This window comes from Holdemania sp. (assembly GCF_986127675.1).
The window spans coordinates 1-16733 of record NZ_CFQZWI010000025.1; the positions used below are offsets into that span (position 1 = coordinate 1).

The 16733-nt window shown below is 50.5% G+C and carries 17 protein-coding genes; 11 read left to right on the plus strand and 6 right to left on the minus strand.

What is annotated here, in order from left to right:
- Together AC5OW4_RS05790 and AC5OW4_RS05795 are read left to right on the plus strand one after the other, a co-directional pair.
- On the plus strand, nucleotides 1-447 hold a 447-nt coding region (locus tag AC5OW4_RS05790), incomplete at its 5' end, for a PTS system mannose/fructose/sorbose family transporter subunit IID (RefSeq protein WP_493676755.1).
- Between the two features lie 192 nt (nucleotides 448-639).
- Nucleotides 640-2265 carry a Na/Pi cotransporter family protein gene (locus tag AC5OW4_RS05795; RefSeq protein ID WP_072683983.1) on the plus strand — a complete coding sequence of 542 codons (1626 nt, stop codon included), beginning with the start codon at nucleotides 640-642 and terminating at the stop codon, nucleotides 2263-2265.
- Between the two features lie 86 nt (nucleotides 2266-2351).
- Here the strand turns inward: AC5OW4_RS05795 and AC5OW4_RS05800 are convergent, their stop codons facing one another.
- A complete protein-coding gene (locus AC5OW4_RS05800) occupies nucleotides 2352-2756 on the minus strand; it encodes a PTS sugar transporter subunit IIA (RefSeq protein ID WP_006058758.1) in 405 nt (134 codons plus the stop codon).
- A 117-nt stretch (nucleotides 2757-2873) separates the two neighbouring features.
- Between AC5OW4_RS05800 and AC5OW4_RS05805 the strand changes: the two genes are divergently transcribed.
- Nucleotides 2874-4022, plus strand: coding sequence for an AI-2E family transporter (locus tag AC5OW4_RS05805; RefSeq protein ID WP_072683984.1), 1149 nt, complete (start codon nucleotides 2874-2876; stop codon nucleotides 4020-4022).
- Between the two features lie 108 nt (nucleotides 4023-4130).
- On the opposite strand, the gene AC5OW4_RS05810 is transcribed toward AC5OW4_RS05805, so the two are convergent.
- Nucleotides 4131-6224 carry a glutamine synthetase III family protein gene (locus AC5OW4_RS05810; protein WP_195547747.1) on the minus strand — a complete coding sequence of 698 codons (2094 nt, stop codon included), beginning with the start codon at nucleotides 6222-6224 and terminating at the stop codon, nucleotides 4131-4133.
- Between the two features lie 244 nt (nucleotides 6225-6468).
- Here AC5OW4_RS05810 and AC5OW4_RS05815 point away from each other — a divergent pair, with 244 nt between their 5' ends.
- The 5 genes from AC5OW4_RS05815 (at nucleotide 6469) to yunB (ending at nucleotide 9316) form a co-directional block, all read left to right on the plus strand.
- Nucleotides 6469-6798, plus strand: coding sequence for a rubredoxin-like domain-containing protein (locus AC5OW4_RS05815; RefSeq protein ID WP_072683986.1), 330 nt, complete (start codon nucleotides 6469-6471; stop codon nucleotides 6796-6798).
- Between the two features lies 1 nt (nucleotide 6799).
- On the plus strand, nucleotides 6800-7339 hold the full coding sequence (gene rbr / locus AC5OW4_RS05820) for a rubrerythrin (protein ID WP_072683987.1): 540 nt from the start codon (nucleotides 6800-6802) through the stop codon (nucleotides 7337-7339).
- Between the two features lie 264 nt (nucleotides 7340-7603).
- Nucleotides 7604-7900, plus strand: coding sequence for a helix-turn-helix domain-containing protein (locus tag AC5OW4_RS05825; protein ID WP_072683988.1), 297 nt, complete (start codon nucleotides 7604-7606; stop codon nucleotides 7898-7900).
- Between the two features lie 452 nt (nucleotides 7901-8352).
- A complete protein-coding gene (locus tag AC5OW4_RS05830) occupies nucleotides 8353-8661 on the plus strand; it encodes a DUF1805 domain-containing protein (protein WP_072683989.1) in 309 nt (102 codons plus the stop codon).
- A complete protein-coding gene (gene yunB, locus AC5OW4_RS05835) occupies nucleotides 8639-9316 on the plus strand; it encodes a sporulation protein YunB (RefSeq protein WP_072683990.1) in 678 nt (225 codons plus the stop codon). Before AC5OW4_RS05830 ends, yunB begins: the two co-directional genes overlap by 23 nt.
- Before the next feature lie 82 nt (nucleotides 9317-9398).
- On the opposite strand, the gene AC5OW4_RS05840 is transcribed toward yunB, so the two are convergent.
- Complete coding sequence (locus AC5OW4_RS05840; RefSeq protein ID WP_006058767.1) at nucleotides 9399-9647, minus strand: NifU family protein; 249 nt, start codon at nucleotides 9645-9647, stop codon at nucleotides 9399-9401.
- 11 nt (nucleotides 9648-9658) lie between these two features.
- Nucleotides 9659-10114 carry a divergent PAP2 family protein gene (locus AC5OW4_RS05845; RefSeq protein ID WP_006058768.1) on the minus strand — a complete coding sequence of 152 codons (456 nt, stop codon included), beginning with the start codon at nucleotides 10112-10114 and terminating at the stop codon, nucleotides 9659-9661.
- 74 nt (nucleotides 10115-10188) lie between these two features.
- On the opposite strand from AC5OW4_RS05845, the gene AC5OW4_RS05850 reads away from it, so the two are divergent.
- Complete coding sequence (locus AC5OW4_RS05850; RefSeq protein ID WP_020223945.1) at nucleotides 10189-10554, plus strand: CvfD/Ygs/GSP13 family RNA-binding post-transcriptional regulator; 366 nt, start codon at nucleotides 10189-10191, stop codon at nucleotides 10552-10554.
- On the plus strand, nucleotides 10551-11825 hold the full coding sequence (locus AC5OW4_RS05855) for a glucose-6-phosphate isomerase (protein WP_493676756.1): 1275 nt from the start codon (nucleotides 10551-10553) through the stop codon (nucleotides 11823-11825). The genes AC5OW4_RS05850 and AC5OW4_RS05855 overlap by 4 nt, the downstream gene beginning before the upstream one ends.
- A 194-nt stretch (nucleotides 11826-12019) precedes the next feature.
- Here the strand turns inward: AC5OW4_RS05855 and AC5OW4_RS05860 are convergent, their stop codons facing one another.
- Nucleotides 12020-13885, minus strand: coding sequence for an LTA synthase family protein (locus tag AC5OW4_RS05860; protein ID WP_195395367.1), 1866 nt, complete (start codon nucleotides 13883-13885; stop codon nucleotides 12020-12022).
- A 168-nt stretch (nucleotides 13886-14053) separates the two neighbouring features.
- Nucleotides 14054-15172 carry an FAD:protein FMN transferase gene (locus AC5OW4_RS05865; protein WP_229056713.1) on the minus strand — a complete coding sequence of 373 codons (1119 nt, stop codon included), beginning with the start codon at nucleotides 15170-15172 and terminating at the stop codon, nucleotides 14054-14056.
- 251 nt (nucleotides 15173-15423) lie between these two features.
- On the opposite strand from AC5OW4_RS05865, the gene AC5OW4_RS05870 reads away from it, so the two are divergent.
- A complete protein-coding gene (locus AC5OW4_RS05870; RefSeq protein ID WP_072683995.1) occupies nucleotides 15424-16719 on the plus strand; it encodes an RnfC family protein in 1296 nt (431 codons plus the stop codon).
- The last annotated feature ends 14 nt before the right edge of the window (nucleotides 16720-16733 follow it).

Genomic DNA, 16733 nt, shown 5'->3' on the forward strand with positions numbered 1-16733 from the left:
ACGACGCTCTTCCGATCTGCTTTAGGTATCGCAATTTGGGAAATCTGGATGGTTGCCGTCCTGTTATTCCGTACAAAGATGTTTGACATGGGCTACGAACAAGGCGTTAAGCTGGTTACTTCCCTGTCCGGCACAATGAATGCTCTGACGGAAGCTGCTTCTGTCCTGGGCCTGACGGTTGTCGGCGGCATGATCGCGCTGAACGTTAAGTTCCCTCTGGCTACTCTGAAAATGAGCTTAGGCATTGACCCTGAAACAGGCGAAGAAATGTTTAACGAATTCAACCTGCAGAAATATGCTGACAGCATCATGCCTGCATTGTTCCCTGCATTATTCGCAGCTCTGTGCTACTGGATGCTGGGCAAGAAGTGGATGAACTCCAACAAGTTGATTCTGGTTGTTGTCTTATTCGCTATCGTTCTGGCTTTCTTCGGAGTTCTGGCTTAATATCAAAACTCTCAAAAGTGGTGTCTTCGGACATCACTTTTATTTTGGCCGGGTACGGGAACTTTAATCCATTCCAGTTAAAATGATAAAAGGAATCCCTGTTAACGGAATCTTAACAATTCTGTTGAGCAGGGTTCCGATTTTTCCTTTATAATAGGCTTGCTTATATGAGGAAAGGGTTATTGCATAAGTATGGAACTTAGTTTTGTAATCGCCTTGATGGGCGGTTTGGCATTATTTCTTTACGGGATGAAGATGATGAGCGACGGCTTGGAACTGTGCGCCGGGGACCGGCTGCAGTCAATTTTGGAACGCCTGACTTCAAACCGGTTGATGGGGGTCGTTGTCGGGGCGTTGATCACGGCTTTAATTCAAAGCTCCAGTGCAACGACGGTGATGACGGTTGGTTTTGTCAACGCAGGGTTAATGACGCTGCCGCAGGCAGTCGGCGTGATCATGGGGGCAAATATTGGAACGACGATCACCGGACAGCTGATCGCTCTGGATATCGGAGCGGCGGCTCCGGCGATTGCCCTGGTCGGGGTGGTTATGGTTGTCTTCCTGAAAAAAGAAAAGACCAACGCGGTCGGGATGATTGTCGGCGGTCTCGGTATCCTGTTTATTGGCATGGGGATGATGAGCGATGCCATGGCGCCGCTGCGGAACGATCCGACGTTCCTGTCGTTAATTACCGCGTTTAATAATCCGATCATTGCGGTTCTGACCGGCGCGCTTTTTACGGCGATCATCCAAAGCTCCAGCGCTTCCATCGGCATCTTACAGACACTGGCCAACAATGGCCTGATTACGCTGCAGCACTCCGTCTTTATTCTGTTCGGGATGAACATTGGAACATGCATCACGGCGGTGCTCTCGTCGTTAAGCTCCAGCCGGAACGCGAAGCGGGTTGCCTTGGTTCATCTGTTATTCAACATCGGCGGGGCGCTGTTGTTCTCCGTTGCGGTGCTGGCGCTGCCGCTGACCGCATGGATCGGGCAGTGGACGCCGGCCAATCCGGCGGCGCAGATCGCAAACTTTCACACGCTGTTCAACGTTGTAACTACCCTGGTTCTGCTTCCGCTGGGGAATGGTTTGGCCGCTTTGTCGATGAAGCTTTTGCCGCAGGAGAAAGAAACGCCGGCGCCGGCGATTGAAATCACGCGCATCCCGGAGCAGCGCCTGGGCAATGTGACGATTTCGCTGCATGAGATCAGCGAACTGCTGAACCGGATGTATACTCTAGTGCAGTCCAGCTTGGATGAAGCCTTTCGCGGTTTGACGACACTGGAATGGGATAAAGAGAAGATTCTGGCGCAGGAAAGCGAGATCGACGCAATGCACCGTAAGATTATTGACGCTATTCCCTATGTGGCGACAGCCCGGATGAACGTTGAGGACTCCCGACGGTTAAACGTTTTGTTTAAAATCAACAGCGATTTGGAGCGGATGGGCGATCATGTTGTCAATTTATCGGAACATGCCTCCCAAATTCTGAAAGAGAAACAGAAGATGACCCCGGAAGCACATCAGGAGCTGGCGGATTTGCGGCTGATTCTGGATCAGACGGCGGCGCTGCTGCCGGCGATTGAGGAATATCATCGGACAGAGACGCTGCAGCATATTGATCAGCTGGAGGAACAGATGGACCAGTATTGTGAGAAAAGCCGTCAGGATCAGATTAAAAGGCTGCGCAGCCAACAGATCGACGGTTCGCTGTGCGTCGTCTTCAGCGAAGTGCTGACCGATCTGGAACGAATTCACGACCATTATCACAACCTCGCGCAACAGCTCTATCATGAGGAACTGGCCGTTTCCTGATGATCTTTTCCGGAGGATATCAGAAATCTGAAGCATAAGAAAAGGCGGAAATTTTCCGCCTTCTTTGTTTAAGGATAAAGGGTAAATTAGTCTTCGTCCGAGCTCATGCTGGCCATGAACGCTTTGACGTCAACGATGCCTTCGCGTCCCTGGGCGATCAGGCTGTCAACCGCTTCGCCTTCCGACAGAATCGCTGTCAGAACCATCGGGAAGTTCATGCCGGCGATGAAATGGAATTTTGGATTCGTCGCGAATTCAACAAATGTTGTGTTGCATGGGGAACCGCCGAACAGATCCGCAAAGACCAGAACTTCGTCGTACTTGTCCAACTCCGGCTTCAGCGCGTTCAGTTTTTCCTTGAACTGTTCCGGGCCATCCGTTGGCAGCAGGCAGCAGGAATACAGATTTGTAACTTCGCCCGCGATCATTTTCAGAGAACCTTTGAAAGCTTCTGCATACTGACCATGGCTAATTAATAAAATACCTCTCATGAATAATTTCCTCCTTAAGTTACATTTTTATTTTATCATAAACTACGTTAATTTAATAGAATTTTAAATATAGAAAAGGGTCGAGTATGTTAAAATAACAGTAAGGGAGATCACACCATGAAATTTAAATTTAAAGAACAAACCAAAGAGAATATCCTGGCCCTGACTTGTTCGGGCATTTTACTATTGGGTTTTTATTTTCTGATCACAAAATTTCCGCAGCTTAAGGAATTTCTGGGCAATATCCTCGGCATTCTGCTTCCGTTTATCCTCGGCTTTGCGTTGGCGTTTTTATTGGCGCCGGTAACGGCCCGAGTGGAAAAGAAATGGCTGGCAAAATCAAAAATGAAACCGGCAAGCAAGCGTAAAATCGGCGTTGCGGCGGCGATCATTTTCCTGTTCATCGTACTCATCAGCTTTATGGCGATTTTAATTCCGCAGCTGTTGGAAAGCGTTATGACCTTGTCGACGCAACTCAGTGATTATCTGGGCAAAGCCAATACGCTGCTGAACGAAATTACGGAAGGTTTGGGCTTTAAAACCGGCTGGCTGGAAATCCTATTTAATTCCAGCGAAGCGCTGCTGGAATCCATGCTGGGAATGGCTAAGGATTACGTGCCGAAGATCTTGAATTATTCCTGGCTGTTTGTCCGCCAGACGTTCAATTTCTTTATCGCGGTGATTATCGCAGTCTATATCCTGTTGGAAAAAGAACGATTTACAGAACAGTTTAAAAAGCTGGCTTATGCGATTCTGCCAAAAAACCGGGTGGAGTCGCTGATTCAGCTGAGCCGGCTGACGTCGCGGATGTTCAACAGCTTCATCATTGGGAAAATGATTGATTCGCTGATCATCGGCTTGATCTGCTTCATCGGCATGTTGATCATGCGGCTGCCGTTTGCGGTGCTGATCAGCTTTATCGTTGGTCTGACGAACATGATTCCGGTGTTTGGCCCGTTTATCGGCGCGGTGCCGGGCATCTTTATCCTGTTTATCGTCGATCCGATTTACTCGCTGATCTTCGCGGTCTTCGTCCTGCTTCTGCAGCAGTTTGACGGCAATATCCTCGGCCCGATGATTCTGGGCGATCAGCTGGGCCTGCCAAGCTTGTGGGTCATGTTTTCGATTATCGTCGGCGGCGGGATGTTCGGCATTCTCGGCATGTTTCTGGGCGTGCCGGTGTTTGCGGTTCTCTATGTCGTCGTCCGCGGATTTGTCAGCAGCCGGCTGAAAGAAAAGAATATCCGATCGGACGATATGCTTTAACGGGCGTTTCGCCCGTTTTTTTTGAGGAACGACGCAGCATCTGGTGCGGCAAGAACTATATAAGGACTATATAAAGAAAAGGGATCCAATCCGGATCCCTGGAACGAGTTAATTGCTGTGAAATAAGATATCTTCGTAGGTTGGCAATGTGTATTGTTTTTTATCAAAAACTGTTTCATGCTCGTCAATCGCGCTGCGAAGCTGCTGCATCAGCGGAGCAGCTTCATAATAGAAGCGAATGCCGCGCTCATGATAGTCGCCGACGCCGTCGATCTCTTTCAGTTTGCTTTCGAGACGTTCAGCGCCTTTATCCATTCGGTCCATCAGTTCATTTAAGTGGGCCAGCTGCTTTCTGAAATAGGAAGCCGGCTGATCCAGCGCCCGCAGTGTCGAAGCCAGCGACTGGATTTCCCGGGTGACAAGCGGCAGGATTTCCGTACGCGTCATGTCAATCAGAACCTTGGCTTCAATCTCGGAAATCTTCACATACTGCTCGTTCATAATCTCGCTGCGGGCGCTCAGTTCCTTTTCCGTAAAGATGTGATTGCGCGTAAACAGCTCGACAGTTTTCGGTGAGGTCAGGGCGCTGACCGATTCGATAAACGATGGAATATTTGGCAATCCGCGGCGTTTGGCTTCGGCGACCCACTCTTGGGAATAACCGTCGCCGGAGAACAGAATCCGTTCGTGATCTTTTAAAATCTGCGTACAAATTTCCAGGGCGCGGGCGCGGATGTCCTGCTTGTATTTTAAATCCGAAAGCTGCCCGGCGATTTCGTTGAGCACATCGGCAGTGATTGTATTGAGCACGACGTTGGCAAACGAGGCAGACAGGGATGAACCCAGCATCCGGAACTCAAATTTATTGCCGGTGAAGGCCAGCGGCGAAGTCCGGTTGCGGTCCGTGTTGTCCTTGGGAATATATGAAAGACCGCTGATCGGCGTAAATGAACTGTCCTGTTGATCCTCGATCGTTTGCCCCGCACCCTTCAGGGAGTTTAGGACGTTTTCGATGTAACTGCCCAAATAGATTGAAATGATTGCCGGCGGAGCTTCATTGGCGCCTAAACGGTGGTCGTTGCCGGCGCCGGAGGATGACATCCGAAGCAGCTCGGCATGTTGATCGACAGCTTTGATAAATGCGCAGACAAACACCAGGAAGCGGATGTTTTCAGCCGGCTTATCCCCCGGTTCAAATAAGTTCTGGCGATCGTCGGTGACTAATGACCAGTTGTTGTGCTTGCCCGAGCCGTTGATCCCGGCAAACGGTTTTTCATGAAGCAGGCAGGCGAAGCCATGCTTATCTGCGGTTTTGCGCAATACGTCCATTGTCAGCTGATTCTGATCCACCGCAATGTTGACGTTGCTGAAGATCGGTGCAATTTCAAACTGGCATGGCGCGACTTCGTTGTGTTCAGTTTTGGCGTAAATCCCCAATTTCCACAGTTCCTGATTGACCTCTTTCATAAAAGCGGCGACGCGGAACGGAATACTTCCGAAGTAATGATCTTCCAGCTCCTGTCCTTTGGCCGGCATTGCACCAAACAGCGTCCGTCCGGTCAGCACCAGATCCTGGCGCCGCTCAAAATAACGTTTGTCAATCAAAAAGTATTCCTGTTCCAGACCAACCATCGGAATGACACGTTTTACATCTTTATCCCCGAAGATATTGACAATCCGGGTGGCCGCGGCGCTGATCGCCTCAATGGATTTCAATAACGGCGCTTTTTTATCAAGCGATTCGCCGTTATAGGAAACAAAGACGGTTGGAATACACAGCACGTTGTCACGGATAAAGGCTGGCGAGGTGCAGTCCCAATACGTGTAGCCGCGGGCTTCAAAGGTCGCGCGCAGACCACCGCTGGGAAAGCTGGATGCGTCCGGTTCGCCTTTGATCAGCGACTTGCCCGAAAAACGAACTAACGGCTGACCATTTTCATCCGGTTCGATAAAGGAATCGTGTTTTTCTGCGGTAGAGCCGGTCATCGGCTGGAACCAATGCGTAAAGTGCGTGGCGCCGTTTTCCTGTGCCCAGCGCTTCATCGCATGCGCAATCGCGTCGGCGGTATTGCGGTCCAGGGAATCTTCTTTGGCGACGGTTTCTTTCCAACGCTTGTAGATCGGATACGGAAGCCGCTCCTGCATCAGCGTTTCATCAAACAGCAGGCAGCCAAATTCGTCAAACGGATCTGTGATTTTCATAACTCATCCTCCTGAAAACATGGTTTAATTTTATTCCAAATTTGATCGGAGTCAATAAAAATGTTAAAAAAATCATAAAAATGAAGAAAAAAATCAAAGAATGTCGGACATGATTGAAAAAAAAGGGGGAAATTGAGAAAAAAACGCAGTCACATAGAAAAAGCTCGATTTTAAAGCGGAGGTCTGATTGACCCAGCCGGACATGGGCATACTGGACAATAGAAATAGGATAAGGAGGAAGCTTATGTTAAAAAAATGCGAGGTCTGCGGCTTGATTCTGGACTCGGAATTCATTCGGGACGATTGTCCGAAATGTCATGCGGACGCTTCGCGCTTCCGCACGCTGCCTCATGAGGAAACGGAAAAGATCACCCGCAGCCATTTGACCAACAGTCTGCTTACGGAATTGGCGGCCGTCGCTGAGCATCAGGTGCGCTTAGCAGAAAAAGGCATCGCCGATCAGCTGGATCCCGGCTGTATTCAGACATTCGATCTGGCGTTAAGACAAGCGGTGCTGCTGCGGCAGATGATTCGTGCGGAAATTGCGATCCATGCCGGAAAGGAGAAATGGTAACATGGAATTAAAAGGATCAAAAACAGAACAAAATTTATGGACGGCGTTTGCCGGAGAAAGTCAGGCGCGGGTAAAGTACGCGTATTACGCCGATCAGGCACGCAAGGATGGCTATGGTCAGATCGCGGGCATTTTTGAGGAAACCTCAGCGAATGAAAACGCCCATGCCAAGCTGTGGTATAAGTTTTTGCATGGCGGCAAGATCCAGGAGACGCCGATCAATCTGAAGGATGCGGCCAATGGAGAAAACTACGAATGGACGGAAATGTACAGGGAATTCGCTGAAACCGCGAAACAGGAAGGGTTTACCGAAATCGCCCGGCTGATGAGCGAGATCGCCAAAATTGAAAAAGGACATGAGGAGCGGTATCTGGCGTTATTGGGCAACGTGGAAAACAAAACAGTCTTTGCAAAAGCGGAACCGATCGTCTGGAAATGCCGCAACTGCGGATATACGGTCACCACTCAGCAGGCGCCGAAGGTCTGTCCGGTCTGCTTTCATCCGCAGGCTTATTTTGAACAGGAAGTTAAGAATTATTAACATCGTTCAAATCTGACAAAAATCGGAATCCGTTTATAACCGGAAATCAAAGTGAACATGAATACGGGAAATCCCGAAGCCAGTTCACTTTTTTTATGCCCGGTACAAATAGATGAAAAAAGCAAGGTTTCAGCGACGCTGAATCACGGGGCAAAAGGAGCGAAAATGCCTGAAAAACCTGAATTCAGAATCAACGAGTTATAACCGAATATGGCAGTAATTGGAAACTCATCCTGTTATTATGACAAAAAGAAGGTGAAAAACATGAGCGAGGATAAATATGCGGAGTTCATTTCACAGCGGATTTTTGACGTATGTCACAAACGCGGGGATGTTTCATTGTATGAATTATCCAAAATCTCCGGGGTCAGTATGTCCACGATTCAGAACATTGTGCATTGCCACACAAAAAGTCCGGGATTGCAGACGATGCATCGGCTGGCTAACGGTTTGAGTATGACCATTTCAGAATTTCTTGATTGTTCGTCGATCAACGATTACGAATTCAGTGAAGAAGAAAATGGCGAAAACGGACTGAACGATTGTGAAATCATCAGCTGAATTTTTACGGAAACCTATCCGTTGTGCGGCAAGAGCGCAGGGAAGTCGGAAAAAATAAAAAATTCCCTTTGAACAGAGATTCAATCTTCAACACTGTGTTTTAAAATTCCAAGTTCAGCGCTTCCAAAAAACATTGATCCGCAGATTTTCTGTTTTCCCAATCAGCGTTATTTGGATGTACGCATCATTGCGAGTCTGAAAGTGAGGGGATGAGTCAAGACGATTATCAGCGATAAAGGCGGCGGGAATTTGTTAAAGTCCTGAATTCGCGGCTGGATGCCTGATTTTTCACAGTGAGGGGGGCGGGGTGGCCCTGGTTTCGTCGTTTTTCTTTTCGAAATTCGATCGGGAATGGCCAGGCTGAAGCACCTCGCTTTTCCTCTGGCGTTTCGAAAAAAGGAACGCACCAAATGTCAATCTTTCTCTATACTGATAGGGGAGGAGGCTGGGCTATGATCGAGTTAAAAACATTGGAAATCGAGGCGTATCGGTTCATGGATATCACGCTGTTTCTGCCGCGCTGGACCTGTCGGATGATCGTCTGTACAAAGGCGGTGCTGGTTGATGAAAGCTGGGACCTGAACGTTCTGGAAACAAAACAAATCGCAGCCTTTCAGGTGCTGAAACCGGGAAAAGACGGACTGTTAAACGGAAAAATTACAGCGATGACGTCAACCGCCGCCCGCTTGGGAATATATATAGGAATGAGCGGGAAGGAAGCGCTGCTGAAGGTGATGCATGAAAAAACGGAAACGGGATAGGAACCGGCGCTGGCTGGCGCTCGTCGTGATCGCCGCGGCGCTGGTTTGGCTGGGCAACCGGACGCTCAGTCAGATCAATGCGCTGCTTAAGCCGCATGTCGAGAAAGTCGCTGCCAGCGAAGTCCGCAATGCAGCCTCGTCCGTGATCAAGCGGGCGGTCGATTCGCTGAATTTGAAAACGGAAGATCTGATCCGGGTACAGCGGGATGGGCAGGGCAACATTACGGATATCGTTTATGATACGCAGCGGATGAATGAATTGATGAGCCTGTCGCTGGACGCTGCTCAGGAATCGCTGAATGCTGCGGAAGAAGGGGAAACGGACCCGCACACCCATCTTGTTTATTACGATAAGGGCATCATTTATTCTCTGCCGGTCGGAATGCTGACCGGATCGGTGCTGCTGGCAAACGTCGGACCTTCGATTGACATCCGGATGCGTGCCGTCAACAGTCTGGTTGGGCAGATCGACGCCGTGTCCACGGCCTATGGCATCAACAGCACTCTGTTGGAAATCGACTTGAAGATCAGCGTGGAGATGTTGGTGATCAGCCCGTTTCTGCTCGATCCCCAACAGATTGAAGTTAAGATTCCGCTGGTTATGCAAATTGTGCAGGGGCAGATTCCGCAGCTGATGGTCGGCCAGCTTGCCTGATTCGTTAAACGTCAGGGATATCTTAAAGGGGAGAAGCCAATAAAAAAACCGCATCTGCGGTTTTTTGCCTGTTTCGCTGCGATTAGAAGAACAACGGCTCGGAAGGCGCCATGCGGACTTCCGTTACGCCGGGAACTTCATCGAGAAGAATCGCTTCGATCCCATCCTTCAGCGTCGCGTCTAACGACAGACATTCGGAACAGGCGCCCAGCATTTTAACGGTGACAATGCCGTCTTCCAGACTGACGAATTCCACGTCGCCGCCGTCGCGCTGAATATACGGACGGATCTTTTCAATAACATTTTTAACTTGAGTTTCCATGGTTTCCATAATTTATCACCTTATCTTATAAAATACATCAGCCCGGCGATGATTAAGCCGAGGATAATCCCGCCGAAGACTTCAATCCATTTGTGTCCCAGCACTTCCTTGACCTTGGTCAGATAAATCGGATCGTCCAGACGGGTCTGCGTCAGAATCTGGATATCCTTGATCAGCTGCTGCGTAATCCGGATGTTCTGTCCGGCATAATAACGGACGTTGGCGGCGTCGTAAGCGACGATCAGCGAAAACATCAGCGTGACGGCAAATAACGTCGACGAAAAATTATCCGTGATCCCGACGGCCAGCGTCAGCGCCGCTACCGTCGAGGTATGCGAGCTGGGAAAACCGCCGCTTTCCAAGGCGAGATGCCAGTCCCAATCCCGGGTTCGTATGTAGCGGATAACGGGCTTAAGCAGCTGCGCTGTTAAATTGGCTACAATCGCAGCCCAGAACGGATACATCTGTTGAAGCATGGTGCTCACCTCGAGAATTAGTATATCACAAAAACGCAAGGAGGTGATATAATAAAAAAAGATTGGAGGCGTCTATGCAGTATCGAATCGGACAAATCGTGGAGGGAACGATCACCGGGATTCAGCCTTATGGGGCGTTTGTCAGTCTGGATGAGGAAACGTCAGGACTGATTCACATCTCGGAAATCTCGGAGGGCTTCGTTAAGGACGTTAATCATTTCGTTCATGTCCATGATCGCGTGAAGGTTAAAATTATTGATTTTGACAAGTCTACGCATCAGGCGCGGCTGTCCTTAAAAGCGCTGCATCCCACGGCATTCCGCAAGGAACGCGGGCGGGGGAAGGCCAGTCGTCTGCCAGTCATGAAAATTGGATTCCGGTCGCTGGCCGAAAACCTGGACCGCTGGATCGAGGAAGCAAATAAAGGAGAAACAGTATGATCAAATTTGACACTTCGCATGCGCATCTGCAGGAAAACATTTTCGATTATCAACAAGCGGTAACGCTGGCACATACCCAGCTGCATGAAAAGAGCGGCGCGGGCAACGATTTCGTCGGCTGGGTCGAATGGCCGAACAGCTATGACCATGAAGAATTTGAAAGAATCAAGGCGGCGGCCAAACGGCTGGAAGGCCAGTGCGACGTGCTGCTGGTATGCGGCATCGGCGGCTCATATCTGGGCGCGCGGGCAGCGATTGAGATGATGCGCGGGCTGTATTGTCAGGCCAGACCGGAAGTCATCTTCATCGGCAATACGTTCTCCAGCACGTATTTCAAGCAGGTGGAAGCGTATATTCAGAATAAGGAAATCGTTCTTAACGTCATTTCCAAATCCGGCACGACGACCGAAACGGCGATGGCGTTCAGAATGCTGAAGCAGTTGATGGAAAAGAAATATTCCAAGGAAGAATGCCGGAAGCGGATTCTGGCGACGACCGACAAGGCGCGCGGCACTCTGAAAGAACTGGCGGATAAGGAAGGCTACGAAACGTTTGTCATTCCGGACGATATCGGCGGCCGCTATTCCGTTTTGACAGCGGTCGGCTTACTGCCGATGGCGCTGGCGGGGATTGATATCGACGCGGTCATGAAGGGCTTTGCCCAGGCGTATGAAGATCTGAAGAACCCGGATCTGCATGTCAATCCGGCGTATCAGTACGCCGTTGCCCGCCGGATTCTGGAGAATCAGGGCAAGGATGCGGAAATGTTGGTCACCTATGAACCGCAGATGGCGATGATCGCCGAGTGGTGGAAGCAGCTGTTCGGCGAATCCGAAGGCAAGGAAGGCAAGGGCATTCTGCCATGCAGCGCGACGTTCTCGACCGACCTGCATTCGTTAGGCCAGTTTATTCAGGAAGGCAAGAAAATGCTTTATGAAACGCTGCTGTTAGTGGAGACTCCGACGCTGGACGGCACGTTCCCAAGCGACGGGGAAAATCTGGATAACATGAACTATCTGGCCGGCAAAAGCCTGGACTGGGTCAATAAGATGGCATGCCAGGGCACGCTGGAAGCGCATGAAGTCACCGGCAATGTGCCGAATCTGATCATCACGATGCCGGACATGAAGGAAGAAACCTTCGGCTATATGTGCTACTTCTTCTTCAAAGCCTGCGCCGTCAGCGTTTATCTTCTCAACGTCAATCCGTTCAATCAGCCGGGCGTCGAAGTGTATAAGAAAAACATGTTCCGCCTGCTGGGCAAGAACTAAGTCTGGGACTTTCTCGATTTCTCAGTTTGATGAAAGGAATCAGCAAAGCAGCACAAGCAAAGAATAAAAAAGTGAATGCCGAAAGGTTTCACTTTTTTTTATGCGCAGGCATGATTTTCAGGCTGCACAGAACAGAACGGACAAACGGTCTGAAACAGCGCAGACCGATCATCGCCGCTGGGCTGAAGCCCAAGCTATTCTGCGAAATAATCATATTTTAAAATCAAATTGGCGATTTCGTGAATTCGCAGCCAATGTTCATTTTCTTCCATCGCCTGCTGCAGCGGAATGTTCAGATCGCTGAATTTTCGGGTTTGCTTGTCATAACGGTAATTGTTGGTCAGAATCTGGCGGTCGTCGTCGGCGTATCCCGGATAGCGGGGATCAAAGAAATCATGTCCCATGATCAGTTCCGGCTGAACGTCAATCGCAAAGAGATTAAATAAGGTTGGCAGGACGTCGATATCAGTGCCGGGTTTTTCAATCGTCTGACCTTCTATCGAAGGTGACCACATGAAGAACGGCACCTCTTCCAGCGAGCCGTGAGTAGCCAGCTGTTTTGCGGTCTGTTCGATGACCGTTTCAGAAAAACCTTTGGCCCGGTGATCGCCGGCAACCGCGATGACGAGCTGATCAAGCGTGCCTTTCTGCTGGAAATGATCGATCACGGAGGCGACGGCCAGATCCAGACTCATGCTTTTAGCGAGATAAACTTTGACCTGTTCGTCCAGCTGCGGATAGCGCTGGCTGACCTTTGCATAGCTGGCGGCGTATTCCCGGGCAGTTTCGGCATTGTGATCCGTTAAATCGGATTGTTCGTAGCCCTGATGGCCGCTGTAAGTGATGTCGTAGAGGAAAAACGGCTGCGAATCGTCGATCATCCACTCGATAATTTCCATGCACACGGCGTCGGAGGTGCCATATTCCGGCCCCAAAACGCCCAGATCCCAGAAATCTTCATAGCCGATCTGCGCATAGAATTGATCGCGGTTGTAAAATTCCTTCGTTCCATTATGCGCGGCGATGGCGGAATAGCCCTGGCTGGCAAATCCTTTCGCCAGGGAAACCGGATAGGTGTTGCCCGCGTATTGCTGCATCGCGATCACGCCTTCGTTGTTGGGCATCAAACTGAGGTTCAGCATGAAGTCCGCGTCGCTGGTCGAGCCTTGAAGCAGGGGCGCAGTGTAATTCACAAAGTTATAGCCCTTTTGCTGGAGCTGATAGAGCGTCGGCGTCAGAAGGGGATCAATGACCGCCTGAGTCAGCGACTCCGCTTCAAAGAAAATCAGATTTTTGCCTTTGAACAAGCCCGTTTGCGCGTTGGGCTGGGTCGGAGCGGATTGGAGATAAGCCGCAATTTCTTCCTGTGCCTGACGCTTTTGCGAACGGAAGCGCAGCGGCTCGAGCTGGTTGAGCTTCAGGTCACGCAGGAAGAATGCTTCAGGGCCGAACAGCTCAACAAATTGGCGGGGAGAACTGACGTGTTCGTATAGGTATTGATCAGAATAAGTGTAGTAAAATTTGTCGGCTTCCTCAGCGTTGAGCTTGCCGTAAAACACAAGGCTGCATGCCATGCTCAAACCCAGCCAGATGAAAGCGCCCAAAAAAAATTTCATCCGTCGCTTTCCGTCCGGTGCTGGCTGCGGCTTCAGCGTTGTTAAAAGCAGAAAGATCAGGATCAGGGCTATCAGAAACTGCCAGTCCTGCGGCAGCACGGCGCTGAAACCGGCCCCGAGATTTTGCGTGGCCTCGCTGCGCAGGCCGATGGCGGTCGATAAGAAAATGTACTGACCGAATAAGCGGTAATATAAGCTCTGGCCGGCAATATACAGGAAGTACAGCAGCGTGCACAGTTGACCGGCAAGCTTGTCCCAGGGCGCCCGCAGTCCCCAGATCAGACAGTTGATTAACGCCGCCAGCGCGCCCAGCATCCAGTCGCCATAACCGGCTGGTGAAAAATAAGAATAATGAATGCTGATGAGAAGCAGGGTGATTCCCGCGCTGAGAATCAGCTTGTAGGCCAGCGGGGAAACCGCCGGCTTCGATTTCTTCGTTTTCATGGTGTTCCCTCTTTCCTTCAGTTCAGATTTTCCAGAGTTTTAGTTTACACAAAAAGAGCCGGGAAAAAAACGGACAAATCAACGGGAATGACTAAAATTCCAGCGCGGAAGAAAATAAAAATCCGGCTTCCTCAGGAAGACCGGATCCTATCGTAAGGACAAAAATGTTTATTGCGCGAGATAATCTTTCATCGAATCCGTCATGACAACGGCATATTCGCCCGACATGACGCTGTTGACGCCCGAAGGGACCTGGTCGGGATCCATGACCCACATGACCTCGATCGGCTGATCGGGATAGGTCTGGCGGAAGCGGTCGATCAGAGCCAGACCGTCGTCATAGCTCATTGTGAACAGCGCCGTCGACAGCGCGTCGGCGTAGCCGGAATTTTCCGTGACGATCGTGACCTGATGGTAATAGGTCGCCGGAAACAGCGTCTGCGGGTCGATGATGTGATGATAGAGCTTGCCGTCCTCGGCACCGTAGAAACGTTCGTAGTCGCCGCTGGAGACAAACGCCGCGGAGCCGGGCAGCGTGACGACCGCCAGCGAGCCGTTGCCGGATGGATTGCGGATGCCGACGCGCCATTGCTGGCCGCCGGGCTTGTCGTTGATCGTGCAGATGTTGCCGCCGGCGTCGACCGTGCCGTGAACCAGACCCGCTTCGATCAGCTTCTGCTGGACCTTGCCGGCCGCGAAGCCCTTGGCGATTCCGCCGACGTCTAAGGAAGCGCAGCCCTGATTCAGATAGACCGTGCCGGCGATCTCGTCGATTTCCACTTTATCCCAGCCGGTGCACGCTTTTGCGCTCTCCAATTCGGCAAGCGGCGGCACTTTGCCCAGCTGGCCTTCGTTGTTTAACGCGATGCCTTCCTCGCGATAAGTATGCCAGATCTTGAGTACCGCGCCCATCGTGACGTCAAACTCGCCGTTGGATAAATCATAAAATTCTTTTGCCGTCTTAAGCAGCTCGATAATTTCCGGATCGACGCTGACCGGTTCGATCCCGGCGTTGTCGTTGATCGTCTTGATGTTGTTTAATCCGTCGTAATCGTTATAGACGTCAAACAACGCGTTGTAGTGGAGAAACAGCTGCTTCATTTCAGCGAAATACTGATTGAACTGTTCTTCTTTTTCAGTAAATCCGGTTAACGTCATCACCGTGTCGAAGCCGGCGTCCAGCGCCATATTGGAATAACGCGTCAGCTCCGGCTCCTTCGGCTTGCTTTGACAGCCGCCCAGCATCAGCAGGCCGGCCAGCGCCAGCGACATTGCTTTTTTATTCATTTGAATCACCCGTGAAGATTCTAGCATAAATCGTCGGGCGATACTACCCAAAGGAAACATTTTCAAAACGAATCCAGGGTGAAAAAACTTGAAATTTATCTAAATAGATGTGGAAAAAACGTTTAAAATTAATAGCGATAATGCTATAATAGCTCCGAAGCGAAAGGCGGATAATGAAAAAATCGATCACCGTCGATTTTTTGTGTTTGCCAGAGGCTTTCGGTATTTGAGGAAAGGAAGAGGTGGACGGAATGTCACTATTAACGGGACCGATGCGCAAGCATCTGGACGGTCACAAAGAGCTTACAAGTCATACCGAGCTTGTCAAGGTTGAAGCGGGCAGCCTTGTATACATTCCTTTAATTAACGGTAATTCAACGGCAGTTGAAGTGTTGGTTAAGGAAGGTGACAGAGTAAAAGTCGGAACGATGATCGCCAAGCGGAATGATCATTTTACAGTTCCTTACTTTTCATCTGTATCCGGCACAGTCAAAGGCATCCAGAAAATGATGCATGCTGGCTTGCGTCCGGTCGATCATCTTGTCATTGAAAATGATGGCAAAAACGAAACAGAACAGCCATTCGGCACATTGAACTATCAAACGGCGACGCAGGAGGAACTGGTTTCCTTCATGATGAACGCCGGCATCGTCGGCTGCGGCGGCGCGGGTTTTCCAAGCTATGTCAAGTACAGAGGCTGCAAGGGCATTGATCTGCTGATCATCAACGCCGTCGAATGCGAACCGTACATCACGGCGGATTACAAGAATTCCAGCATGAACATGCAGGATCTGGTCACCGGCGTGGCGGCGATGCTGAAAATGTCAGGCGCTAAGGAAGCGGCGATCGCGATCAAGACGACGAAGAAGGATTTTATTCCGACGGTTGTCGAAGCGTTCAAGGATTACAGCAACATCAACGTCAAGGAAGTTCCGGACGTTTATCCGATGGGCTGGGAACGCACGCTGGTCTATGAAATCACCAAGAAGCGTTATGAAAAGCTGCCGGGCGAAGTCGGCGTCATCGTCAACAACGCGACGACGGCGATTGCATTCGGTCAGGCGCTGACCAAGGGCATGCCGATCACGCACAAATATGTGACGGTCAGCGGCGACGGCATCAACACGCCGGCCAATGTTCTGGTGCCGGTCGGCGTCAAGGCAGCGGATGTGATCGCGGCCTGCGGCGGTTACAGCGGGGAAGATGTGCTGCTGATCGCGGGCGGTCCGATGATGGGCAAAACGATCACGACCGATCAGTTCGTCATCACGCCGTACAGCAACGCGTTAACCGTACTGAAGAACAAACCGGTCAATCAGGTGGCTTGTCTGCGCTGCGGACGCTGCTCGGATCACTGCCCGGCGGGATTGCAGCCGGTCCGGATCAATCAGGCGGAAAAGTCCAAGAACGTTGCGATGCTGGAAAAGCTGAGCATCATGGAATGTATCGAATGCGGCATGTGCAGCTTTGTGTGCCCGTCGAAAATCGACGTCACTGAAGGCGTCCGGAGAGCGAAGCGCTACATGGCTCTGCGCGCTAAGAAATAAGGAGGGGAGTTTGT